The sequence below is a fragment of the Micromonospora humidisoli genome (genome assembly GCF_016900955.1).
GTDB classification, from domain to species: Bacteria; Actinomycetota; Actinomycetes; order Mycobacteriales; family Micromonosporaceae; genus Micromonospora; species Micromonospora wenchangensis.
This window is the reverse complement of record NZ_JAFEUO010000008.1, coordinates 1-18,283: the sequence shown is the minus strand read 5'-3', so window position 1 is coordinate 18,283 and position 18,283 is coordinate 1. Positions and strand designations below refer to the sequence as shown.

At 73.7% G+C, this 18,283-nt stretch carries 19 protein-coding genes; 9 read left to right on the top strand and 10 right to left on the bottom strand.

The annotated features are described in order from the left end of the window. Window positions 1-282 precede the first annotated feature (282 nt). Complete coding sequence (locus tag JQN84_RS25845; protein WP_204961174.1) at window positions 283-1,539, top strand: SGNH/GDSL hydrolase family protein; 1,257 nt, start codon at window positions 283-285, stop codon at window positions 1,537-1,539. A 62-nt stretch (window positions 1,540-1,601) separates the two neighbouring features. On the opposite strand, the gene JQN84_RS25840 is transcribed toward JQN84_RS25845, so the two are convergent. Further along, complete coding sequence (locus JQN84_RS25840) at window positions 1,602-2,057, bottom strand: RrF2 family transcriptional regulator (RefSeq protein ID WP_204961173.1); 456 nt, start codon at window positions 2,055-2,057, stop codon at window positions 1,602-1,604. A 145-nt stretch (window positions 2,058-2,202) separates the two neighbouring features. Here JQN84_RS25840 and JQN84_RS25835 point away from each other — a divergent pair, with 145 nt between their 5' ends. The 4 genes from JQN84_RS25835 to JQN84_RS25820 all read left to right on the top strand — a co-directional run bounded on the left by JQN84_RS25835 (window position 2,203) and on the right by JQN84_RS25820 (window position 6,520). After that, window positions 2,203-3,420: a globin domain-containing protein gene (locus tag JQN84_RS25835; RefSeq protein ID WP_204961172.1), complete on the top strand. Its 1,218-nt coding sequence runs from the start codon at window positions 2,203-2,205 to the stop codon at window positions 3,418-3,420. A gap of 238 nt (window positions 3,421-3,658) precedes the next feature. Continuing rightward, window positions 3,659-4,876 carry a glycosyltransferase gene (locus tag JQN84_RS25830; protein WP_204961171.1) on the top strand — a complete coding sequence of 406 codons (1,218 nt, stop codon included), beginning with the start codon at window positions 3,659-3,661 and terminating at the stop codon, window positions 4,874-4,876. Window positions 4,877-4,932: 56 nt separating this feature from the next. Then, a complete protein-coding gene (locus JQN84_RS25825) occupies window positions 4,933-5,796 on the top strand; it encodes an alpha/beta hydrolase family protein (RefSeq protein ID WP_204961170.1) in 864 nt (287 codons plus the stop codon). Between the two features lie 100 nt (window positions 5,797-5,896). Further along, window positions 5,897-6,520, top strand: coding sequence for a hypothetical protein (locus JQN84_RS25820; RefSeq protein WP_067311729.1), 624 nt, complete (start codon window positions 5,897-5,899; stop codon window positions 6,518-6,520). A gap of 109 nt (window positions 6,521-6,629) precedes the next feature. Here JQN84_RS25820 and JQN84_RS25815 read toward each other — a convergent pair whose 3' ends face one another. Next, window positions 6,630-7,529, bottom strand: a complete 900-nt coding sequence (locus JQN84_RS25815; RefSeq protein ID WP_204961169.1) for a DUF72 domain-containing protein — start codon at window positions 7,527-7,529, stop codon at window positions 6,630-6,632. 144 nt (window positions 7,530-7,673) lie between these two features. On the opposite strand from JQN84_RS25815, the gene JQN84_RS25810 reads away from it, so the two are divergent. After that, entirely contained in the window at window positions 7,674-8,180 is a 507-nt protein-coding gene (locus JQN84_RS25810; RefSeq protein ID WP_204961168.1) for a DinB family protein, read from the top strand. Between the two features lie 9 nt (window positions 8,181-8,189). On the opposite strand, the gene JQN84_RS25805 is transcribed toward JQN84_RS25810, so the two are convergent. Both JQN84_RS25805 and JQN84_RS25800 read right to left on the bottom strand, forming a co-directional pair. Then, window positions 8,190-9,236: a polyprenyl synthetase family protein gene (locus JQN84_RS25805; RefSeq protein ID WP_204961167.1), complete on the bottom strand. Its 1,047-nt coding sequence runs from the start codon at window positions 9,234-9,236 to the stop codon at window positions 8,190-8,192. A 4-nt stretch (window positions 9,237-9,240) separates the two neighbouring features. After that, window positions 9,241-9,705, bottom strand: a complete 465-nt coding sequence (locus JQN84_RS25800) for a hypothetical protein (protein WP_204961166.1) — start codon at window positions 9,703-9,705, stop codon at window positions 9,241-9,243. Between the two features lie 184 nt (window positions 9,706-9,889). Between JQN84_RS25800 and JQN84_RS25795 the strand changes: the two genes are divergently transcribed. After that, window positions 9,890-10,177, top strand: coding sequence for a hypothetical protein (locus JQN84_RS25795; protein WP_204961165.1), 288 nt, complete (start codon window positions 9,890-9,892; stop codon window positions 10,175-10,177). Window positions 10,178-10,229: 52 nt separating this feature from the next. Continuing rightward, window positions 10,230-10,925, top strand: coding sequence for a Pr6Pr family membrane protein (locus tag JQN84_RS25790; protein WP_204961164.1), 696 nt, complete (start codon window positions 10,230-10,232; stop codon window positions 10,923-10,925). Here the strand turns inward: JQN84_RS25790 and JQN84_RS25785 are convergent. From JQN84_RS25785 to JQN84_RS25775, 3 genes are all read right to left on the bottom strand, one after another. Then, entirely contained in the window at window positions 10,917-12,983 is a 2,067-nt protein-coding gene (locus tag JQN84_RS25785) for an amylo-alpha-1,6-glucosidase (protein WP_204961163.1), read from the bottom strand. The two genes, JQN84_RS25790 and JQN84_RS25785, sit on opposite strands and share 9 nt — an antisense overlap. Continuing rightward, window positions 12,980-13,357: an SCP2 sterol-binding domain-containing protein gene (locus JQN84_RS25780; protein WP_204961162.1), complete on the bottom strand. Its 378-nt coding sequence runs from the start codon at window positions 13,355-13,357 to the stop codon at window positions 12,980-12,982. Before JQN84_RS25780 ends, JQN84_RS25785 begins: the two co-directional genes overlap by 4 nt. A 113-nt stretch (window positions 13,358-13,470) precedes the next feature. Further along, on the bottom strand, window positions 13,471-13,977 hold the full coding sequence (locus JQN84_RS25775) for a mycothiol transferase (RefSeq protein ID WP_204961438.1): 507 nt from the start codon (window positions 13,975-13,977) through the stop codon (window positions 13,471-13,473). Between the two features lie 181 nt (window positions 13,978-14,158). Between JQN84_RS25775 and JQN84_RS25770 the strand changes: the two genes are divergently transcribed. Further along, window positions 14,159-15,574: an acyl-CoA synthetase gene (locus tag JQN84_RS25770; protein WP_204961161.1), complete on the top strand. Its 1,416-nt coding sequence runs from the start codon at window positions 14,159-14,161 to the stop codon at window positions 15,572-15,574. Window positions 15,575-15,578: 4 nt separating this feature from the next. Here the strand turns inward: JQN84_RS25770 and JQN84_RS25765 are convergent, their stop codons facing one another. From JQN84_RS25765 to JQN84_RS25755, 3 genes are all read right to left on the bottom strand, one after another. Continuing rightward, a complete protein-coding gene (locus JQN84_RS25765) occupies window positions 15,579-16,418 on the bottom strand; it encodes a metallophosphoesterase family protein (protein ID WP_204961160.1) in 840 nt (279 codons plus the stop codon). Window positions 16,419-16,495: 77 nt separating this feature from the next. Then, complete coding sequence (locus tag JQN84_RS25760; protein ID WP_204961159.1) at window positions 16,496-17,134, bottom strand: 4'-phosphopantetheinyl transferase family protein; 639 nt, start codon at window positions 17,132-17,134, stop codon at window positions 16,496-16,498. Then, complete coding sequence (locus tag JQN84_RS25755) at window positions 17,131-18,180, bottom strand: 2-oxoacid:ferredoxin oxidoreductase subunit beta (RefSeq protein WP_204961158.1); 1,050 nt, start codon at window positions 18,178-18,180, stop codon at window positions 17,131-17,133. The genes JQN84_RS25760 and JQN84_RS25755 overlap by 4 nt, the downstream gene beginning before the upstream one ends. Window positions 18,181-18,283: the final 103 nt, after the last annotated feature.

Below are 18,283 nucleotides of genomic sequence, written 5' to 3'. Positions count from 1 at the left end.
GTGCCGCTCACCGTCTCGATCTCCACGCGCGGCGTGCCGCAGCGAGCGTAGCCGTACGCCCCGACAGCGCCGTGCAGCCCCACGTCGGACGGCGGGTGCGCGTCCGCCGGTGACAACGCCGTCAGGCGTCGGGGCCTTCCCTGACGGGGTGCACCCCGGGCCGGAAACGACCGTTTCCGCCGTTGGACGATCGTGTTAAGAGGCATTGACGTCCATCTCGCCAAGTGATCTGATCCGGCCCGGAAGGATCTTTCACATTTCCATGGACAGATGGGGGACGTCATGTCCAGGTTCCACCGTAGCGCCCTCGCCGCGCTGCTCACCGTCGCCGCGGCCGCCCTGCCGGTCGCCGCCGGCCCGCCCGCGCCGGCCGTCGCCGCCCTGCCCACCGCCGCGGTCGCCCTCGGCGACAGCTTCATCAGCGGCGAGGGGGCCGGGGCGTACTCGGCGGTGACCGACGTCAACGGGGTCGCCCAGCCGTTCCCGGGCTGGTCGGCACCGAACACCAACGCGTACTTCTGTCACCGGTCACCCAACGCCTCACTGTTCAGGGCGGATCTGCCGGGGATCGCCGACCGGTTCAACCTGGCCTGCTCCGGCGGCCAGCCCTACGACATCGCCAACGCCTCGGCCAGCCGGGCCAAGGGCCGCCAGGTCGCCGCCCAGCTCGACCAGTTGCGCGCGGTCGGGCAGACCCACGACATCGACCTGGTGCTGGTCGGTCTCGGCTCGAACAACAGCTCGTTCACCTTCGGCAGTGTCGCCGAGAAGTGCGCGAACCGGTTCATCGCCGACGCCTGGACCGGGTGGTGGGAGTTCTGGGCGTACCTCGGCGGCCCGGTTGAGCAGGAGCCCTGCTCGGACGCCGACCTGGCCACCTCCGCCCAGGTCGCCGCCGCGACGGCGGAGACCACGGCGGCGGTCCGGCAGATCCTGACCACGCTGGACGAGATCGACGCCGACGGCCAGCACCGGATCGTCTTCCAGGACTACACCAACCCGCTGCCGCCGGAGCTGGCCTCGACCTACTGGGAGGAGGACAGCCGGGACGACACCCGGGACAAGTTCCGCGACCTGGGGGCCGAGCGGTACGCGGCCGGCTGTCCGATCCACCGGGCCAGCCTCGCCCCCGGTCAGCGTTTCTCGCAGGGCCTGGGCACCCTGGTCAGCTCGGTCCGCAGCACGCTGTCCGCCGAGTTCCCCGCCGCCGACCTGGTCTACCTCAACGTGCAGCGGGCCTTCGACGGGGCCCGGCTGTGCGAGTCGGCGGGCAGCCCCGGCAACGCGCTGGCCACCCCGATCCGGCTCCAGGACGGCACCTCCGGGGTCTTCGTGACCAGCCTGTCCGGTTACGACAAGCTGGACATCCAGCGGATCGCGAACACCTGTGGGACGTACTTCCAGACGTGCCAGGAGTCCTGGCACCCGAGCGCGGCCGGGCACCAGGTGCTCGGCCGGTGCCTGACCGGTGCGGCGGCGACCAGCGCCCACGCGGTCTCCTGCGTCCGCTCGCCGGACGGGACGATCCAGATCAGCTGAACCCGACGCCGGCAGGGCGATCGTGTGGGTCGCCCTGCCGGCCGGTCCGCGCCCCGGGCCGCTCAGGTCGCCACCGGGGTGCGGGCCGCGGCCGGGCCGGGCGCGGGGGTGGGCAGCAGGGCCACCGCCGGGCCGCCGGCCAGTTCCTCCAGGGGCATCTCGTCGAGTACGGCGAGGAAGGCCGCCTGGGCGCGGCGGAGCTGGACCCGCAGGCGGCAGCCGGCGCGCAGGGCGCAGCCGGTCTCCTCGCAGGAGACCACCTCCCCCTCCCCCTCGAAGGCACGCACGACCCGGCCGACGGTGATCCGTTCGGCCCCCTCGGCGAAGGCCACCCCGCCGCAGCGGCCCCGGACGGTGAACAGCACCCCGATGCGCTGGAGCCGCTGGACCACCTTGGCCACGTGGCTGCGGGGCAGGTCCAGCCGTTCGGCCAACTCGTCGACGGTGGTCCGGGTCGACGCGGGGGCGGTGAGCATGACGATCCGCAGGGCCATGTCCGTCGACAGGTTGAGCTTCACGGTCCGACCCTAGCCAGCGCCCCTGGTGGCGGACAGGGGCCGGGTGGCGGTGACCGGCGTGCCGACGGGCCCGGGACTTTCGGCTCTAAGAGGACTTTCAAGTTCCTGTTTTAGTGGTCTCCGGTACCCGTTTGGAGGAGGAGCCGTGCTCTCGGAGTCGTCAGCCGCCGTCGTCACCGCCACCCTGCCCGTGGTCCGGGCCCATGCCGACCGGATCACCGGCCGGTTCTACGCCCGGATGTTCGCCGCCCATCCGGAACTGCTGAACCTGTTCAACCGGGGCAACCAGGCGACCGGCCGGCAGCAGGCGGCGCTGGCCGCCTCCGTGGTCGCGTACGCCGGGCACCTCACCGGCGAGAACGCGACCGGGTGGACGGCGGTGCTGGAGCGCATCGCGCACAAGCACGCCGCACTGGGCATCGCCGCCCACCAGTACCCGCTGGTGGGCAGGCACCTGCTGGCCGCCGTCGGCGAGGTGCTGGGCGCGGCGGTCACCCCGCAGGTCGCCGCCGCCTGGGATGAGGTGTACTGGCTGATGGCCTGCGAACTCGTCGCCCGGGAGGCCCGGCTGTACGCTGCCACCGGGCTGCCCCACGGCGGGGTGGTCTGGCGCGACTGGCGGGTCACCGGGGTGACGCCGCAGGCCACCGACGTCGTCTCGGTCACCCTCGTCCCGGTCGACGGCGGCCCGGTGCCGGGCTTCGTGCCCGGCCAGTACGTCTCGGTCGCGGTGGACCTCGACGGCGGGCGCGGCCGGCAGATCCGGCAGTACAGCCTCTCCGGCCGGCCCGACGCCGACCACTGGCGGATCACCGTCAAGCGGGTACGCGGCGCGGGCGCGGCCCCGGACGGGCTGGTCTCCGGCTTCCTGCACGACCACGTCGGCCCCGGCGGCACCCTGCCGCTGAGCCCACCCTTCGGCGAGGTGAGCGCGGTGGCGGGCCAGGGGCCACTGTTGCTGGTCAGCGCCGGGATCGGGCTCACCCCGGCGATGTCGGCCCTGGCCCACCTGGCGGCGACCGCGCCGGACCGGCCGGTGGTGCTGGCCCACGCCGACCGGGACGGCGCCGCCCACGCCCACCGGGCCGACCTGGTCGAGCTGCACGCCCGGTTGCCCCGGCTGCGCCTGCGGCTGTGGTACGAGGAGACCACCGGCGACGACGCCCGGGGGTTGCCCGCCGAGGTGACCCGGGGCCGGATCGACCCGGAGCTGATCCCGCTCTCCCCCGACGTGCACGTGCACCTGTGCGGTCCGCTGCCGTTCATGAACCGGGTCCGCGGCGGCCTGCTGCGCCGGGGGGTGCCGGTGGAGCGGATCGCCTACGAGGTGTTCGGTCCGGGGATGCTGCCCGAGGTGGGCTGAGCACTGCCGGTCACGGGGACGCAGGGCGCTCGGACGGGCACGCAAAGTTGTTGTTTACCGCCTCCGCGCTGGGCAACTGGTTCGGCATGCCGGGCGGCGCGTGACGTCCGGGCACCGACGCCGCAGGGGCGGCCGGGTGCCTGTCACGCGCCCGGTGCGCGGGACCGGGTGATGACGCCGGCCGGAGCCGCCGCACCGGATTCCGCCTCGCCGGTGACCGGCCCACGGAGGAGGAAGCATGCGCATCGCGATGGTCTCGGGACACGCCAGCCCGCTCGCCGTTCCCGGCGGACATGACGCCGTGGGGCTGCACCTGCACGTCGCCGAGCAGGCGGCGGCGCTGGCCGCCGAGGGCCACGAGGTGCGGGTCTACACCAGACGGGACGACACCGGGCTGCCCGACACGGTGCCGACCGACGCGGGGTACCAGGTGTGGCACGTGCCCGCCGGTCCGGCCCGGCCGGTGCCCGCCGACGAACTCCTGCCCCACCTGGGCGAGTTCGGCCGCTGGCTGGCCACGCACTGGCAGCAGGACGGGTGGCGGCCGGACGTGGCGCACGCCCACTTCTGGCTCAGCGGCCTGGCGGCCGTGCACGCCGGCCGACGTACCGGCACGCCCGTGGTGTTGACGTACCACGACCTGGGCAGCGCGTACCGTCGCCGCCCGGATGGCCGGGAGCGGGCCGGCCGGGGGCGGATCGGCTACGAGCGGGCGCTCGGGCGGGCCGTCGACCGGGTCGTCGTCCAGTCACACGACGAGTTGGGGGAGCTGGTCCGGCTCGGGGTGCCCCGGGCGAAGCTGGCGCTGGTGCCGTCGGGGGTGGACGAGCGGCTGTTCAGCCCGACCGGGCCGGCCGCCGCCCGGGTCGCGGGCCGGCCCCGGCTGCTCACCGTGGGTCCGCTGCACGAACGCCGGGGCGTGCAGGACGTCGTGCGGGCACTGCCCGGCGTGCCCGGGGCCGAGTACGTGGTGGTGGGCGGGCCGCCGGCCGGGTCGCTGCCGGCCGACGACGTCGCCCGCCGGTTGACCGCGCTCGCCGGGTCCTGCGGTGTCGCCGACCGGGTCCGGCTGGTCGGTGCGGTGCCCCGTGCGGAGTTGGCCGCCTGGTACCGCTCCGCCGACGTCCTGGTCGCCGCCCCGTGGTACGAGCCGTTCGGCCGTAGCCCGCTGGAGGCGATGGCGTGTGGCGTGCCGGTGGTGGGCACGGCGGTCGGCGGGATCACCGACAGTGTGGTCGACGGGTTGACCGGGGACCTGGTGCCGCCGCGTGACCCCCGGGCGCTGGGCACCGCGGTCCGCCGGCTGCTCGCCGACCGGGTACGCCGTTTCGCGTACGCGACGGCGGCGTTGGACCGGGTGCGGGTGCGCTACTCGTTGCGGCACTGGGCCGAGCAGCTCGGCACGGTCTACGCCGCGGTCAGCGGGGTCGGCCGGCTGGCCCCGGCGGCGGCCTGACCGCCCCCGGCGGGCGGCGCGACAGACCGCTTATTACCGACCGGTAGGATGTTCCGGTGAGCGGGGACGCGGATTACACGCAGCAGTTCGTCGACGTCGACGGGGCCCGGATCGGCATCCAGGTCTATCCGGAGCCCACCGGGTCGCCCGCCGCGCCGCTGGTGCTGATCTGCCCGGCGATGGGGGTCCGCGCCCGCTACTACCGCCCGTTCGCCGCCGCGCTGCGCGCCGCCGGGCTGGCCGTGGTCGTCGCCGACCTGCGTGGCACCGGGGCCAGCACGCCCACGCCGTCGCGGGCCTGCCGGTACGGCTACCGCGAACTGGCCGCCGACGTCGGCGCGGTCCTCGACGCGCTCAAGTCCCACCGGGACGGCCGCCCGACGCTGCTGCTCGGGCACTCCCTGGGCGGGCAGGCGGCCCTGCTGCACCTCGCCCTGCACGGTGTCGACCAGGTCGACGGGCTGGCCCTGTTCGCCGTCGGCATGCCGTACTGGCGCGGCTACCCGGGCCTGCGCCGGTACGGCGTGCTGCCGTACAGCCAGGGGATCGCGGCGGTCGCCGGCACGCTCGGGGTCTGGCCGGGCTGGGGGTTCGGCGGCCGGCAGGCGCGCGGGGTGATCCGGGACTGGGCGCGTACCGCCCGCACCGGTCGCTTCCCCACCCTCGACGGGGTGGACGGCGACGCGGCGGTGGGCCGGCTGACCCTGCCGGTGCTGGCGGTCAGCGTCGACGACGACCAGTACACCCCGCACCCGATCGTCGACCACCTCTGCGCCAAGCTCACCGCCGCGCCGGTCACCAGGCACCGGTACACGGCGGCCGAGGCCGGGGCCCCGCTGGACCACTTCCGCTGGGTCCGGGCCGGCCTGCCGCTGAGCCGGCGGGTAGCCGACTTCGCGGCCGGTCTGCCCCGCCGCTGACCCCGGTGTCCGGTCCGGTACCTGCCCGCCGGCAGCCGGGCGCGTAGCCCCCGTCGGGACGGGTATGCCGCTGCGCCCGAACACGGTGGAGGGGGATCAGATGTCGGAACGACACACCGCACTGCGCTCGATGCACGATCTCGGCCTGGCGGCCTGGTTCGGTGGCTCCCTGATGGGGGCGCTGGGCGTCAACGGAGCGGCGGCACGGATCAGCGACTCGACCCAACGGCTTCCGGTGGCCTCGGCCGGCTGGTCGCGGTGGACGCCGGTCAACGCGGCGGCGATCGGCGCGCACCTGGCCGGCGCGGTGGGTGAGCTGGCCACCGAGAGCCCCCGGATGATGGCCCAGTCCGGGGTGGGTCGGATGAGCGCGGTGAAGACGGCGCTGACCGTCGGCGCGCTCGCGGTCACCGGCTACAGCCGGCTGGTGGGCATGAAGTTGCAGAACGCCGGCAACCCGCCGGTGTCGGGGACCACCGAGCCCAACTACCAGACGCCCGCCGAGGTGGCGCACCGGCAGCGGCAGATGAAGGTCCTGCAGTGGACCGTGCCGGCGTTGACCGGGGCGTTGGTGGTGGTCACCGCGTACATGGGTGAGCAGCAGAAGCCGGGCCAGGTGTTCCGGGGGATGCTCGGGCGCGCCGGTGGGCTGATGGGTGCCCCGATGACGATGGGCCGGCTGGCCGCGACGGGGGCCCGGCGGCGGATGGCGATGGCCGGCTGACCGGCGGGCCGGGACCGGCCGGTACGGGGGCCGCCGTCAACGCCGACGGCGGGCCCCGTACCGGCGCGGTCAGTGGCCCGGCACGGACGGTGGGCCCGTACCGGCACGGTCAGTGGCGGGCGGCTGCCGTCGTGGGGGCCACCACCCCGAGCAGTTCGGCCAGCCGGGCGGCGTCGCGCTGGGCCTGCCCCGCGCAGCAGTTGTTGAACAGCACGTGCACCTCGCCGGACCGGTCGGCCAGGTCGGTGAGCAGGTCGGCCCAGCGGCGCAGTTCGTCGTCGGCGTAGGCGTACCGGAACCGGTCCTCCTTGCTGCCGTGTTCCCAGTGCGCGCTGTGGCCGTGCATCCGGACCAGCACCGGCTCGGCGGTACCGATCATGATCGGGGGCACCGAGGACGGGTGCCCCTGCGGCATGTCCACGCAGACCAGGCTGAGGTCGTGGTCGCGCAGGAAGGTCACCGTCTCGGCCGCCGCCGCACCGTCGAACCAGGACCCGTGGCGCAGTTCCACGGCGACCCGCCAGGGCCGGCACCGGTCGGCCAGTTCCGCGATCCGCCGCCGGGCGCCCTCCCCGCGCACCAGCCACGGCGGGAACTGCAGCAGCACCGCGCCGAGCCGGTCGGCCGCCGCGAGCGGCGCCAGCGCCGCCCGGAACCGGGCCCACAGCTCGTCGTACGCCGCCTCGGGCAGGTCCCGGCGGCGGACCCGGGACGGCCCGGCGGGCGGGCGCAGGTCCCTCGGCAGCACCTGGACCGGTGTCGGGTGCCCGGTGAACAGGCTGAACGCCTTGACGTCGAAGGTGAAGCCCGGTGGGGTGGCCGCCGCCCAGCCGGCGGTGGTCTGCGGCACCGGGACGGCGTAGTACGAGGTGTCGACCTCGACCAGCCCGAACCGTCCGGCGTACCAGCCCAGCCGCTGGGCCGGGGTACGCACCGACCGGGGATACCAGCCGGCGCGCAGCAGCGTCTGATCCGCCCAGGACGAGGTGCCCACCCTGATCGTTCCCATGTGGTCCAGTCCACCGCCAGGCGGCCGGATCGGCAACCGCAGGGGCGGATGCGGTCGCAGGTGCGGTGGGGCGGGGCGGGGCGGAAAGTGTCGGAGGGTGGCCCTAGCGTGACCCCCGACGACATCGACCACGGAGGGTGGCGGATGACCACTTCGGAGCGGGTGCTCACCGGCGAACGGGCCGACCTGGTGCAGTCCCTCGGCCTGCACCGCGGCTTCCTGCGGCACACCGTACGCGGGTTGACCGACGCGCAGGCGGCGACCCGCAGCACCGCCAGCGAGCTGTGCCTGGGCGGCCTGATCAAGCACGTGACCCTGGTGGAGCACCGGTGGGCGCGGTTCATGGCCGGCGGTGCGGAGGCGATGGAGAGCGAGCCGGTCGACTGGGCGGGCATGTTCCGGATGACCGACGACGACACCCTGACCGACCTGCTCGCCCGGTACGCCGGGACGGCGGCCTGCACCGACGAGCTGGTCGCCACCCTCGACCTGGACACGGTCCACCCGTTGCCGGAGGCACCCTGGTTCGAGCCGGGAGCGAGCTGGTCGGTGCGGCGGACGGTGCTGCACGTGATCGCCGAGACCGCCCAGCACGCCGGGCACGCCGACATCATCCGCGAGTCCATCGACGGCGCGAAGACGATGGGCTGAGCCGGCCGGTCAGCGTGGGCGGTCGACGACGTAACGGGTCAGGCCGAGCAGGAACCGGCCGTCCTCGGTGTCGGCCCGGTCACCGAGGACGGTACGCCCCTCGGCAAGCGCCGCCCCGGCCAGTTCCCGGGCGCTGCGGCGGGCCACCTCGACACTGTCGTACGCGGTCAGCCGGCGGTGCAGCCAGCGCACCTCGGTCGCCGTGCGCTCGGCGCGGGGGGTGCCGAGGAAGGCCACCGCCCGTTCCCGTTCCCCGGCCGTGCAGCGGGCGAGGAAGTCGATGAGGATCAGGGTGCGCTTGCCCTCCCACAGGTCGCCGGCGATCTCCTTGCCGTAGGCGGCGTACTCCCCCACCAGGTTCAGCACGTCGTCGGTGATCTGGAAGGCCGCACCGAGATACCAGCCGTAGCGGTCCAGCCGGTCGGGGCGCAGCCGTCCGCCGCCGGCCGCCAGCACGCCGGTGCGGCACGGGTAGATGCAGGTGTACCAGGACGTCTTCTTCAGGCACATCCGGTAGTAGTCGTCGGGGGTGAGGTCGCAGGCGTTGTCCCTGATCCAGCCGATCTCGATGGCCTGGCCCTCCAGCGAGTGACGCAGCATCAGCCGGGTCTGTTCGACCAGTTGCCAGGTGGTGCCGGAGCCGAGGGCGTCCCGGTTGGCCAGCAGCCGGTCCAGGGCGAGCAGGTTGGTCATGTTGCCGACGTTGAGCGCCACGCCCACGCCGTACGCGGCGGGCAGGGTCGGCGCGCCCCGCCGCTGCTCGCTGCCGTCCTGGATGTCGTCGTGAATGAGGAAGGCGTTGTGGAACAACTCGACGGTGGTGGCCACGTTGACCGCCGCCTCGTCCGGTTCGCCGCCGTCCCCGGCGAGCCGACACGCGGCCAGGCAGAGCGCCGCCCGCAGCCCCTTGCCGGAGCGGCGGGGATAGTCGGCGACCAGATCGTAGAGGTGGCGGGGGCCGCCGGTGGGCAGGTCGGCGAGCAGGGTCGCCATGGTCCGCGCCCGGTAGCGGTCCAGCACCGCGCCGACCTGGTCGTCGATGCCGGGGAGGGTCATCGGTTCAGGACACCGGGCCGGGCCCGCCGTCGGCCGCCGGGGCCCCCGCGTCCCGGTCGACGCGGACCGGGCCGGGAGTGGGTTCCGACCCCTGCCGGGACATCCGGTCGATCAGTCCGTTGGCCAGTTCCGGGGCGAGCCGCGCCAGGTCGAGCAGGCTGTCCAGCACGTCGTGGGCGTCGGCGGCGTAGCGGCGGGTCAGCTCGCCCCGGTCACCGGTGGCCGGCAGCTGGGCGACCACCATGTCGATCAGCGCGTGGGTGTCCCTGCGGACCCGTCCGGCCACCTCGTCGAAGGCCGCCGGGTCGACCCGCCGGTCGGCGGTGAGTTTCTCCTGGAGCCGGCGGGCGCTGTCGATGCCGGCGGACAGCTCCTCCTGGAGCACCGATGCCGCGCGGGTGACGGCGGCCGACACCTCGTCGCCGACCTGATCGAAGCGTTCGTCACGGTGGGTGTCACGTTCGGGCATGGCGCCAACCTCCCTCGATGCGACCTGTCCAGCGGATTTTTACACCAGCGCACACCAGCCGGTCACGTACTGTAGGGATGCCGACCGGGTTCGCGTCGTCGCCACGCGGGTCGGATGTGACCGGGGCCACGCCGGGCTCCGGCGGCGTGACGTCCCACGCCGCGCCGACGCTGAGGGACACGAGATGACCCGATACCGTCTGGATCAGGAAACCGCTGAGCGGCTGCTCAGCGGGGTGGTCGACGGGTCGACCGGTCCGGTCCGGCCGCTGGCGACGCTGCTGACCGCGGTGCGCGCCGCCGTGGCCCCGGCCGAACTGCCAGGCGAGCCGGCGGCGGTGTCGGCGTTCCGGGCCGCGCGCGCCGCCCTGGCCACCCCCGTCCCCGCCCGGTCCGCCGCCGATCCGCCCGGACCGCTGGACGGCGACGACGTCCAGCCGCCGACGCCGACCGACGACCGCCGGGGCCGGTGACCGCCGAGCCACGGCAGACGACGGCACCGGCGGGAGCTGGTAGCTTGCGCCGATGAGTCTGCGGCGTCGACGCCTGGCGGTGGCCTTCCGGCTGACGATCGTGATCGGTGTGCTGGCCGGGATCGTGCTCACCGCCCTCGGCCCGGCCACCGTCACCGGGCTGCTGCCGTACTTCACCATCCAGAGCAACCTGGCGGTCGGCCTGTTCGCCGGTTACGCCGCCTGGCAGGCCGCGCGACGTCGGCCCGAACCGCCGTCCGCGCTCAAGGGCGCGGTGACGCTCTACATCACCATCACCGGCGTGGTCTACCACCTGGTGCTGGCCAACCCGGCCAGCCCGTTCGCGATGACCCAGCCCGACCGGACGCCGGGCGAGGCGGTGGGCAACCAGCTCCTGCACACCGTCGTGCCGCTGCTCGCCGTCGCCGACTGGACGCTGTTCGACCCGCGCGGCCGGCTGCGCCCCCGGTACGCCCTCTGGTGGCTGGCGTTCCCGCTGGCGTACCTGGGGTTCGCCCTGGTACGCGGGCTGGTCGTGCACCGCTACCCGTACCCGTTCGTCGACGCCGGGCAGCTCGGCTACGACGGCGTCACGGTCAGCGCGGTCTTCTTCGCCGTCGCCTTCTGGCTGCTCGGCCTGCTCTTCGTCGGCGTCGACCGGGCCCTGTCCCGGTGGGTCACCCACCCGCCGGCCGACCCGGTCACCCCCACGCGACCGACCCCGCCACCGGCCGGGCGGTCAGCGTAGCCGGGGGCGACGCCCCGGGCGTACGGCCGACCGGTCCCGGCCGTACGCGTCGGCCCGACCCCACCGGCCCGGCACGTCCAGCAGCTCGACCCGGCCGAAACCGGCGGGCAGGGCCGGGTTCACCAGCAGGTTGTCCCCGCAGGGCCGCAGCCCGAGGATCGTGCCGAGCAGCATCAGCAGGGCCCCGGCGGACCACGACTGCGGCCGGCCGGCCATCGGCAACTGCACCGGGTAGCCGGTGCTCTCCCGGGGATAACCGGCGACCACCTCCGGCACCGACCCGCCGACCAGATCCGCCATCGCGAAGATGCCGTCGGCGATCCGGGCGGCCTCCTCGTCATGGTGGTACCGCCGCAACCCGGCCGCGACCAGTGCGTTGTCCGACGGCCACACGGCACCCAGGTGCGCGCCCACCGGGTTGTACGCCAACTGCCCGGCGGCGAACGTGCGGACCCCGAAGCCGGAGAAGAGCTGCGGCCCCACCAGGTGGGCGGCGAGGGCGGTGGACCGGTCCTCGGCGACGATCCCGCTCCACAGCAGATGCCCGAGCTGGGACGTCAACGCCACCACGGGTGTGCCGTCCGGCTCCAGGGCCGACGCGTAGTACTCCTGGCCGGGCAGCCAGAAGTCCCTGTCGAACCGTTCCTTCAGCGCGGCGGCCTGCCGCTCCAGCAGGTCGGCGTACTCGGGCTCGCCCCAGAACTCCCGGGCCAGGCGGGCTCCGCGCCGTTTCGCGTCGTAGGCGTAGCCCTGGAGTTCGCAGGTGGCCCTGGGCCCGGCGGGAGCCCGGCCGTCGGCGTCCACGATCGCGTCAGGCGAGTTGCGCCAGCCCTGGTTGACCAGCCCGTTGCGGGTGTTGCGCCGCTGGTAGCGCAGGTAGCCGTCGCCGGTCAGGTCGCCGTACCCGTCGATCCAGTCCAACGCCATCCGGGCCGGGTGGCGCAGCTGACGGACCAGCGCGGCGTCGCCGGACCAGCGCTCGTACTCGTCGAGCAGGATCACGAACAGCGGGGTGGTGTCGGCCGCCCCGTAGTAGAGCCCGGTCGGCTGCTCGTCGAAGGCGGCCGACTCGCCGTACCGCAGCTCGCCGAGGATCTTGCCGGGCTCCTCGTCGTGCTGGTCGTCGAGCCGGCCGCCCTGGAGCAGGGCGAGCATGCGCAGCGTGTTCGGGGCCAGTTCGGGGGTGAACGGCAGGGTCATCAGACAGGTGATCAACGCGTCCCGGCCGTAGAGCGCCATCGCCCAGGGCAGACCCCCCACCGGAACCCGCCCCGAGTACGCCAGCGGCACGTAGCGCAGCGCGGCCAGGTCGGTCAGCGCCTGCTCGTACGTCGCCGGCAGCCGTTCCCGCTCGCTGACCAGTTGCGGCGCCCGGTCGAGCCAGTCGCTCAGGTCGTGCCGCATGTCGTGGCGTACCCGCAGCCGGTGCGACTCCAGGCTCTCCCGCAGGTCGTGCCCGCCCTCGCCGCGGATGGACATCGCGACGTGCAGGTCGGTGGTCCACTTCCCGTGTGCCGGCACGGTGATCCGGTAGGTGAAGCCCCCCTCGTCGACGTCGGCCGGGGCGGTGCTGGAGACCGTCGCCTCCCGGGCGAACCGCTCCCGGTGGTAGCGCAGCCGCAGCACCGCGTCGGACGGGGAGGCGACCGTGGTGATCCGCCGGGGCGTCGGGCTGCGGATCTCCGAGGTGTCGGCGAAGTCCGCGCCGACCTCCATCCGCACCACGAACTCGGCCGGCTCGGCGGAGTGGTTGAGCACCGTCAACTGCTCGGTGAAGCTGTCGTCGATGGACCGGTGCCGGATCACCGACACGTCCGCGTCGACGTAGTGACTGGCCGTGCCGGGGACCAGGAAGAACCGGGTCTCGAAGTAGGTCATGTCGTCGCGGGACAGGGCGTGCAGCCGCTGCCCGTCGACGGTGAGCACCCAGCGGGACAGGAACCGGGTGTCGAAGGAGAACAACCCCACCGGCGTCCTCGGGTCCACCTCCATGTCGCCGTGCGCGTCGCTGACGGCGAAGGCGTTGCCGGCGATGACGTGGACCCGTTCCTCCCTCACCGGTGACCGTCCCGCTCCCGGGCGGCCTCCCGGGGGTGCCGGGCGTCGGGCGGGCCGGGGAAGATCCGCCGCAGCAGCATCAGCAGCCGCATGTTGCCCCGTACCGACAGGTCGTTGCGCAGCAGCGCGGTGGCGAGGTGGGTCCGGCCCGACGCCAACCGGTCGAAGACGTCCCGGTCGGCGCGGACGACCAGGTCGGCGTCCTCGGCGGACCGGGTGACCTCGACGCGTTGGTCGCGGACGGTCAACCGCCAGTGCGCGGTGTGCCCGTCCTCGGCGGCGTCCAGGCGCAGCGTGCCGCTTGTCGTCTCCGGCAGGTCGGGCCGCCGACCCCCGTCCCACCGGTCCAGGAACTCCGCCACCGACGTCCCCACGGCTGCCCTCCCCCACGGTGTGTCACGTGCCTGCTCAGCCTGCCGGTCGAGAGGGTGAGGCCGGCTCACCCGGGCCGGACGAGATCGGGCCGGACGAGATCGGGCCGGACGAGTCACGGTCGCAGCAGGCCCCGCAGGTAGGCGGCCTGGCCGACATGTTGGAGGTCGTCGGCGGCGATGCTGACCAGCCGGACCCCGAGGGTCACCGGCGGGTCCCAGCTCTCGTCGACCACCCGGTCCAGGTCCGCCGGGCGCAACCCGGTCAGGAACCCCCGGGTCCGTTGCGCCACCGCCCGGTGGTAGTCGACGAGCGCCTGCGCGTTCTCCGGCCGGACCGTGGCGACCTGCTCGGGGGTGTGGCCGTAGCCGGTGTCGGCCGGGTCGGCGGGCAGCCCGAACCGGGCCGCCCGGTCACCGGCGACCCACACCTGGTCGACCCCGAGCAGGTCGGCGACCTGCTGGTCCTGGATCCGGGTGAGGTGCCAGACCAGCCAGCCGACCGGGTTGACGCCCGGCCGGGGCGTACGGCACAGCTCCTCGGGGCCGAGCCCGTCCACCGCCGCGTCCACCAGGTCGGGCAGTTGGTCGTAGATTCCGGTCAGCAGGTCGTCGACGTCCACCGGGGCCTCCTCGTAGCGGCGTACCCGACCGGGATACCGCAACCGGACGACCACAAACCGCCGCGCCGGGAACCCCGGTGGCGCAGCGTGGTAGGGGTGGTGACGGGCCGGTCGCCGCACTAGCGTCGGCGGCACGGGGCCGCACCGTGCCCCGGGCGAATCGACCGGAGGGGCGTGGACCGTGTCGCTGCTGGCCGCGATGTCATCGTCGGTGGACGACCGTCCGGATCTGATCCGGGTGGGTGACCTGTCGCTGTCCCGGTCCCGGCTGCACGGGCTGGCCACCGCCGTCGCCGACGACCTGCACGGCCTGGACCGGGTCGCGGTCGAGACCACCCCGACGATGGAGACCGTGGTGGGGGTGGTGGGCGCGCTGCTGGCGGGCACGGCGGTGGTGCCCGTGCCGCCGGACGCCGGGCCCCGGGAGCGGGAGCACATCCTGCGCGACTCGGCGGCCGGGGCCCTGCTCGCGCCGGCAGGCACGACCCCGGAGGACTCCCCGGCGGCGGACAGGTTGCCTGTCGTCCCGGTCGACCTGGGCCGGGTGTCGGCGACCACGCATCCGGAACCCGGACCGGAGCGGACCGCCCTGATCCTCTACACCAGCGGCACCACCGGCGCGCCGAAGGGCGCGCTGCTGTCCCGGGGGGCGATCGCCACCTGCCTGGACGGGTTGGCCGACGCCTGGGCGTGGACGCCTGACGACCTGCTCGTGCACGGGCTGCCGCTGTTCCACGTGCACGGGCTGGTGCTCGGGGTGCTGGGCCCGTTGCGGGTCGGTGGCCGGCTGCACCACGTCGGCCGGCCGCAGCCCGAGCGGTACGCGGCGGCCGGCGGGACGCTCTACTTCGGCGTACCGACGATCTGGTCGCGGATCGCCGCGGCGTCGGCCTCGGCGCGCGCCCTGCGCGGCGCGCGGCTGCTGGTGTCGGGCAGCGCGGCGCTGCCCACGGCGGTCTTCGACGAGCTGACCGGGTTGACCGGGCACCGGGTCGTCGAGCGGTACGGCATGACGGAGACCCTGATCACGGTGAGCGCCCGCGCCGACGGCCCGCGCCGTCCGGGCGCCGTCGGGGTGCCCCTGCCCGGGGTACGCACCCGGATCGTCGACGAGCAGGGCCGGGACCTACCCACCGACGGGGCTGCGATGGGCGAGCTGCTGGTCACCGGCCCGACCCTGTTCGACGGTTACCTGAACCGGCCGGACGCCGACGCGGCGAGCCGTACCGCCGACGGCTGGTTCCGCACCGGGGACGTCGCCACCGTCGGCCCGGACGGGTGGCACCGCATCGTCGGCCGGGCGAGCACCGACCTGATCAAGAGCGGCGGGTACCGGATCGGGGCGGGTGAGGTGGAGGAGGCGTTGCTGGCCCACCCGGCGGTGCGTGAGGCGGCCGTGGTGGGCCTGCCGCACCCGGACCTGGGGCAGCAGGTCACCGCGTACGTGGTCGGCGACGGGGTGACCGGGCCGGAACTGGTGGACTTCGTGGCCCGGCACCTGTCGGTGCACAAGCGGCCCCGGGAGGTGCGGCTGGTCGACGCCCTGCCCCGCAACGCGCTGGGCAAGGTGCAGAAGAAGCGCCTCGTCGAGGGGTGAACCGTCAGACCTGCACGGGCGTCGGCAGCACCCGCCGCAGCCACGAGTCGGGGCGGGGACGGGTACGCCACTCCCGGGGGTAGCCGACGGAGACCTCCTCGAAGCGCACCCCGTCGTGCCAGGTCACCCGGGGGATGTGCAGGTGCCCGTAGATCACCGCGGTGGCGTGGAAGCGGCGGTGCCAGTCGGCGGTGAGTTCGGTGCCGCACCACTGGGCGAACTCGGGGTAGCGCAGGATGTCGGTGGGCATCCGGACCAGCGGGTAGTGGTTGACCAGGACCTTCGGCACCGCCGGGTCGCTGCCGGCGAGCCGGGTCTCGGTCAGCGCCACCCGGGCCCGGCACCAGGCGTCCCGGCTCGGGTGCGGGTCGGGGTGCAGGAAGACCTCGTCGGCGCAGACCACCCCGGCGGCGTGGGCCCGGGCCAGCGCCTGTTCCTTGCTGGTGACACCCGGCTCGCGGAACGAGTAGTCGTAGCCGACGAACAGCGGCGCGACCAGCAGCGGGCCGCCGGGCCCGGTCCAGATCGGGTAGTCGTCCTCGGGGGTGGCCACCCCCAGGTCCCGGCACTGCCGCACGATGGCCTGGTAGCGGGCCTCGCCGCGCAGCCGGACCGGGTCCTGCGAGTGGGTCCACAACTCGTGGTTGCCGGGCGCCCAGATCACCTTGGCGAACCGTTCGGCCAGCAGCGCCAGCGCCCAGGTGACGTCGGCGAAGAGTTCGGCGACGTCACCGGCGACGATCAGCCAGTCGCTGGCCGCGCGGGGCCACAGGCTCTCCACGATCTTCCGGTTCTCCGGGTACGCCACGTGCAGGTCGCTGACGGCGTAGATGCCGGCGTTCATCGGGTGTGGTCCCCTCGTTCGTCAGGTCCGCACGGCGGGGCGCGGTTCCGGGTCGGCTGGTGCGGTACGGCTCGGGTTCAGTGCGGTACGGCGACGACGGTCAGGGTCAGGCCGGCGTCGTGCAGGTAGCGACCGTCGAAGTCCCGACCGCGACCGGGGACGAGGACGCGGGCGGCGAAGGTGCGGTCGGTCGGGTGCAGGACGATCCGGGCCTCGTCGAAGCCGAGGAAGATCCCGGTGATCGGGAACCATGCCTTGTAGAGGGACTCCTTGGCGCTGAACAGCAGCCGGTCCCAGTGCGGTCCGGGGGCGTCGGTGGCCAGCCGGTCCACCATGGCGCGTTCCTCGGGCAGGGCGATCGCGTCGAGCACGCCGTCGGGCAGTGCCGCATCGGGTTCGGCGTCGATGCCGATGGCGCGTACGTCGGCCGCGCGGGCGACCACGGCGGCGCGGTAGCCGGGGCAGTGGGTGAGGCTGCCGACCACACCGGACGGCCAGACGGGTGCGCCGCGTTCGCCGGTGAGCACCGGCGCGGGCGGTACGCCGAGGGCGCGCAGCGCCCGGCGGGCGCAGGTTCGGGCGGTGGTGAACTCCCGCACCCGCTTCTCGACGGCGCGGGCCACCAGCGCGGCCTCCGCGGGGTGCAGCGGCTCGGTGTCGGTGTCGTCGAACGCCTCGACGGCGACGACGCCAGGCGGTGTGATCCGGTCGATCATGCGTCGGCCAGCGGCCTGATGGTCCAGGTGTCGCCGGTGTGGAGGAGGGTGGTGAGTTGTTGTTCGGGGGTGTCGGTGGTGGTGTTTTTGGCGGTGGTGATTTGGTGTTGGACGAGGGTGTCGTAGGTGGGGCGTTGGGTTTGGCGGAGGATGCCGATGGGGGTGTTGCGGAGGTCGGGTTGGGGGAGGCGGGTGAGGGCGAAGGCGTAGGCGGGGTCGGTGATGGTGGTGTCGTGGGTGACGATGTTTTCGGGTGGGGTGGTGGCGGTGTCGCGGATGTCGAGTCCGAAGCCGTGGGGTGGGTGGACGACGCAGTGTTGTTTGTTGCGGCCGAAGGTGATGGGTTGGCCGTGTTCGAGGCGGATGAGGTAGTCGTCACGGGTGTCGGGTTGTTTGAGTGGGTCGAAGGCGCCGTCGTTGAAGATGTTGCAGTTTTGGTAGATCTCGACGAAGGCGGTGCCGTGGTGTTCGGCGGCGGCGCGGAGGATGGTTTGGAGGTGTTTGCGGTCGGAGTCGATGGTGCGGGCGACGAAGGTGGCTTCGGCTCCGAGGGCGAGGGAGAGGGGGTTGAAGGGGGCGTCGGTGGAGCCGGCGGGGGTGGATTTGGTGATTTTGCCGGTTTCGCTGGTGGGGGAGTATTGGCCTTTGGTGAGGCCGTAGATGCGGTTGTTGAACAGCAGGATTTTGAGGTTGACGTTGCGGCGTAGGGCGTGGATGAGGTGGTTGCCGCCGATGGACAGGGCGTCGCCGTCGCCGGTGACGACCCAGACGGACAGGTCGGGGCGGGTGACGGACAGTCCGGTGGCGATGGCGGGGGCGCGGCCGTGGATGGAGTGCATCCCGTAGGTGTTCATGTAGTAGGGGAAGCGGGATGAGCAGCCGATGCCGGAGATGAACACGGTGTTTTCGCGGGCGATGTTCAACTCGGGCATGAATTGTTGGACGGCGGCGAGGATGGCGTAGTCGCCGCAGCCGGGGCACCAGCGGACTTCCTGGTCGGATTTGAAGTCTTTGCCGGTGAGTTTCAGGGCGACGGGTTCAGGCATTTTTGCAGACCTCTTCCAGCATCGTCTCCAGTTCGGCGGCGGTGAAGGGTAGGCCGCGGACCTGGTTGTAGGTGATCGCGTCGGTCAGGTATCGGGCGCGGAT

Excerpts from the sequence above, each read along its gene's own strand:
- JQN84_RS25830 (WP_204961171.1), top strand. The coding sequence starts at position 3,659 with ATGCGCATCGCGATGGTCTCGGGACACGCCAGCCCGCTCGCCGTTCCC.
- JQN84_RS25755 (WP_204961158.1), bottom strand. The coding sequence starts at position 18,180 with ATGCCTGAACCCGTCGCCCTGAAACTCACCGGCAAAGACTTCAAATCC.
- JQN84_RS25800 (WP_204961166.1), bottom strand. The coding sequence starts at position 9,705 with ATGCCCGAACGTGACACCCACCGTGACGAACGCTTCGATCAGGTCGGC.
- JQN84_RS25815 (WP_204961169.1), bottom strand. The coding sequence starts at position 7,529 with ATGGGAACGATCAGGGTGGGCACCTCGTCCTGGGCGGATCAGACGCTG.
- JQN84_RS25760 (WP_204961159.1), bottom strand. The coding sequence starts at position 17,134 with ATGATCGACCGGATCACACCGCCTGGCGTCGTCGCCGTCGAGGCGTTC.
- JQN84_RS25765 (WP_204961160.1), bottom strand. The coding sequence starts at position 16,418 with ATGAACGCCGGCATCTACGCCGTCAGCGACCTGCACGTGGCGTACCCG.
- JQN84_RS25810 (WP_204961168.1), top strand. The coding sequence starts at position 7,674 with ATGACCACTTCGGAGCGGGTGCTCACCGGCGAACGGGCCGACCTGGTG.
- JQN84_RS25805 (WP_204961167.1), bottom strand. The coding sequence starts at position 9,236 with ATGACCCTCCCCGGCATCGACGACCAGGTCGGCGCGGTGCTGGACCGC.
- JQN84_RS25820 (WP_067311729.1), top strand. The coding sequence starts at position 5,897 with ATGTCGGAACGACACACCGCACTGCGCTCGATGCACGATCTCGGCCTG.
- JQN84_RS25795 (WP_204961165.1), top strand. The coding sequence starts at position 9,890 with ATGACCCGATACCGTCTGGATCAGGAAACCGCTGAGCGGCTGCTCAGC.
- JQN84_RS25790 (WP_204961164.1), top strand. The coding sequence starts at position 10,230 with ATGAGTCTGCGGCGTCGACGCCTGGCGGTGGCCTTCCGGCTGACGATC.
- JQN84_RS25845 (WP_204961174.1), top strand. The coding sequence starts at position 283 with ATGTCCAGGTTCCACCGTAGCGCCCTCGCCGCGCTGCTCACCGTCGCC.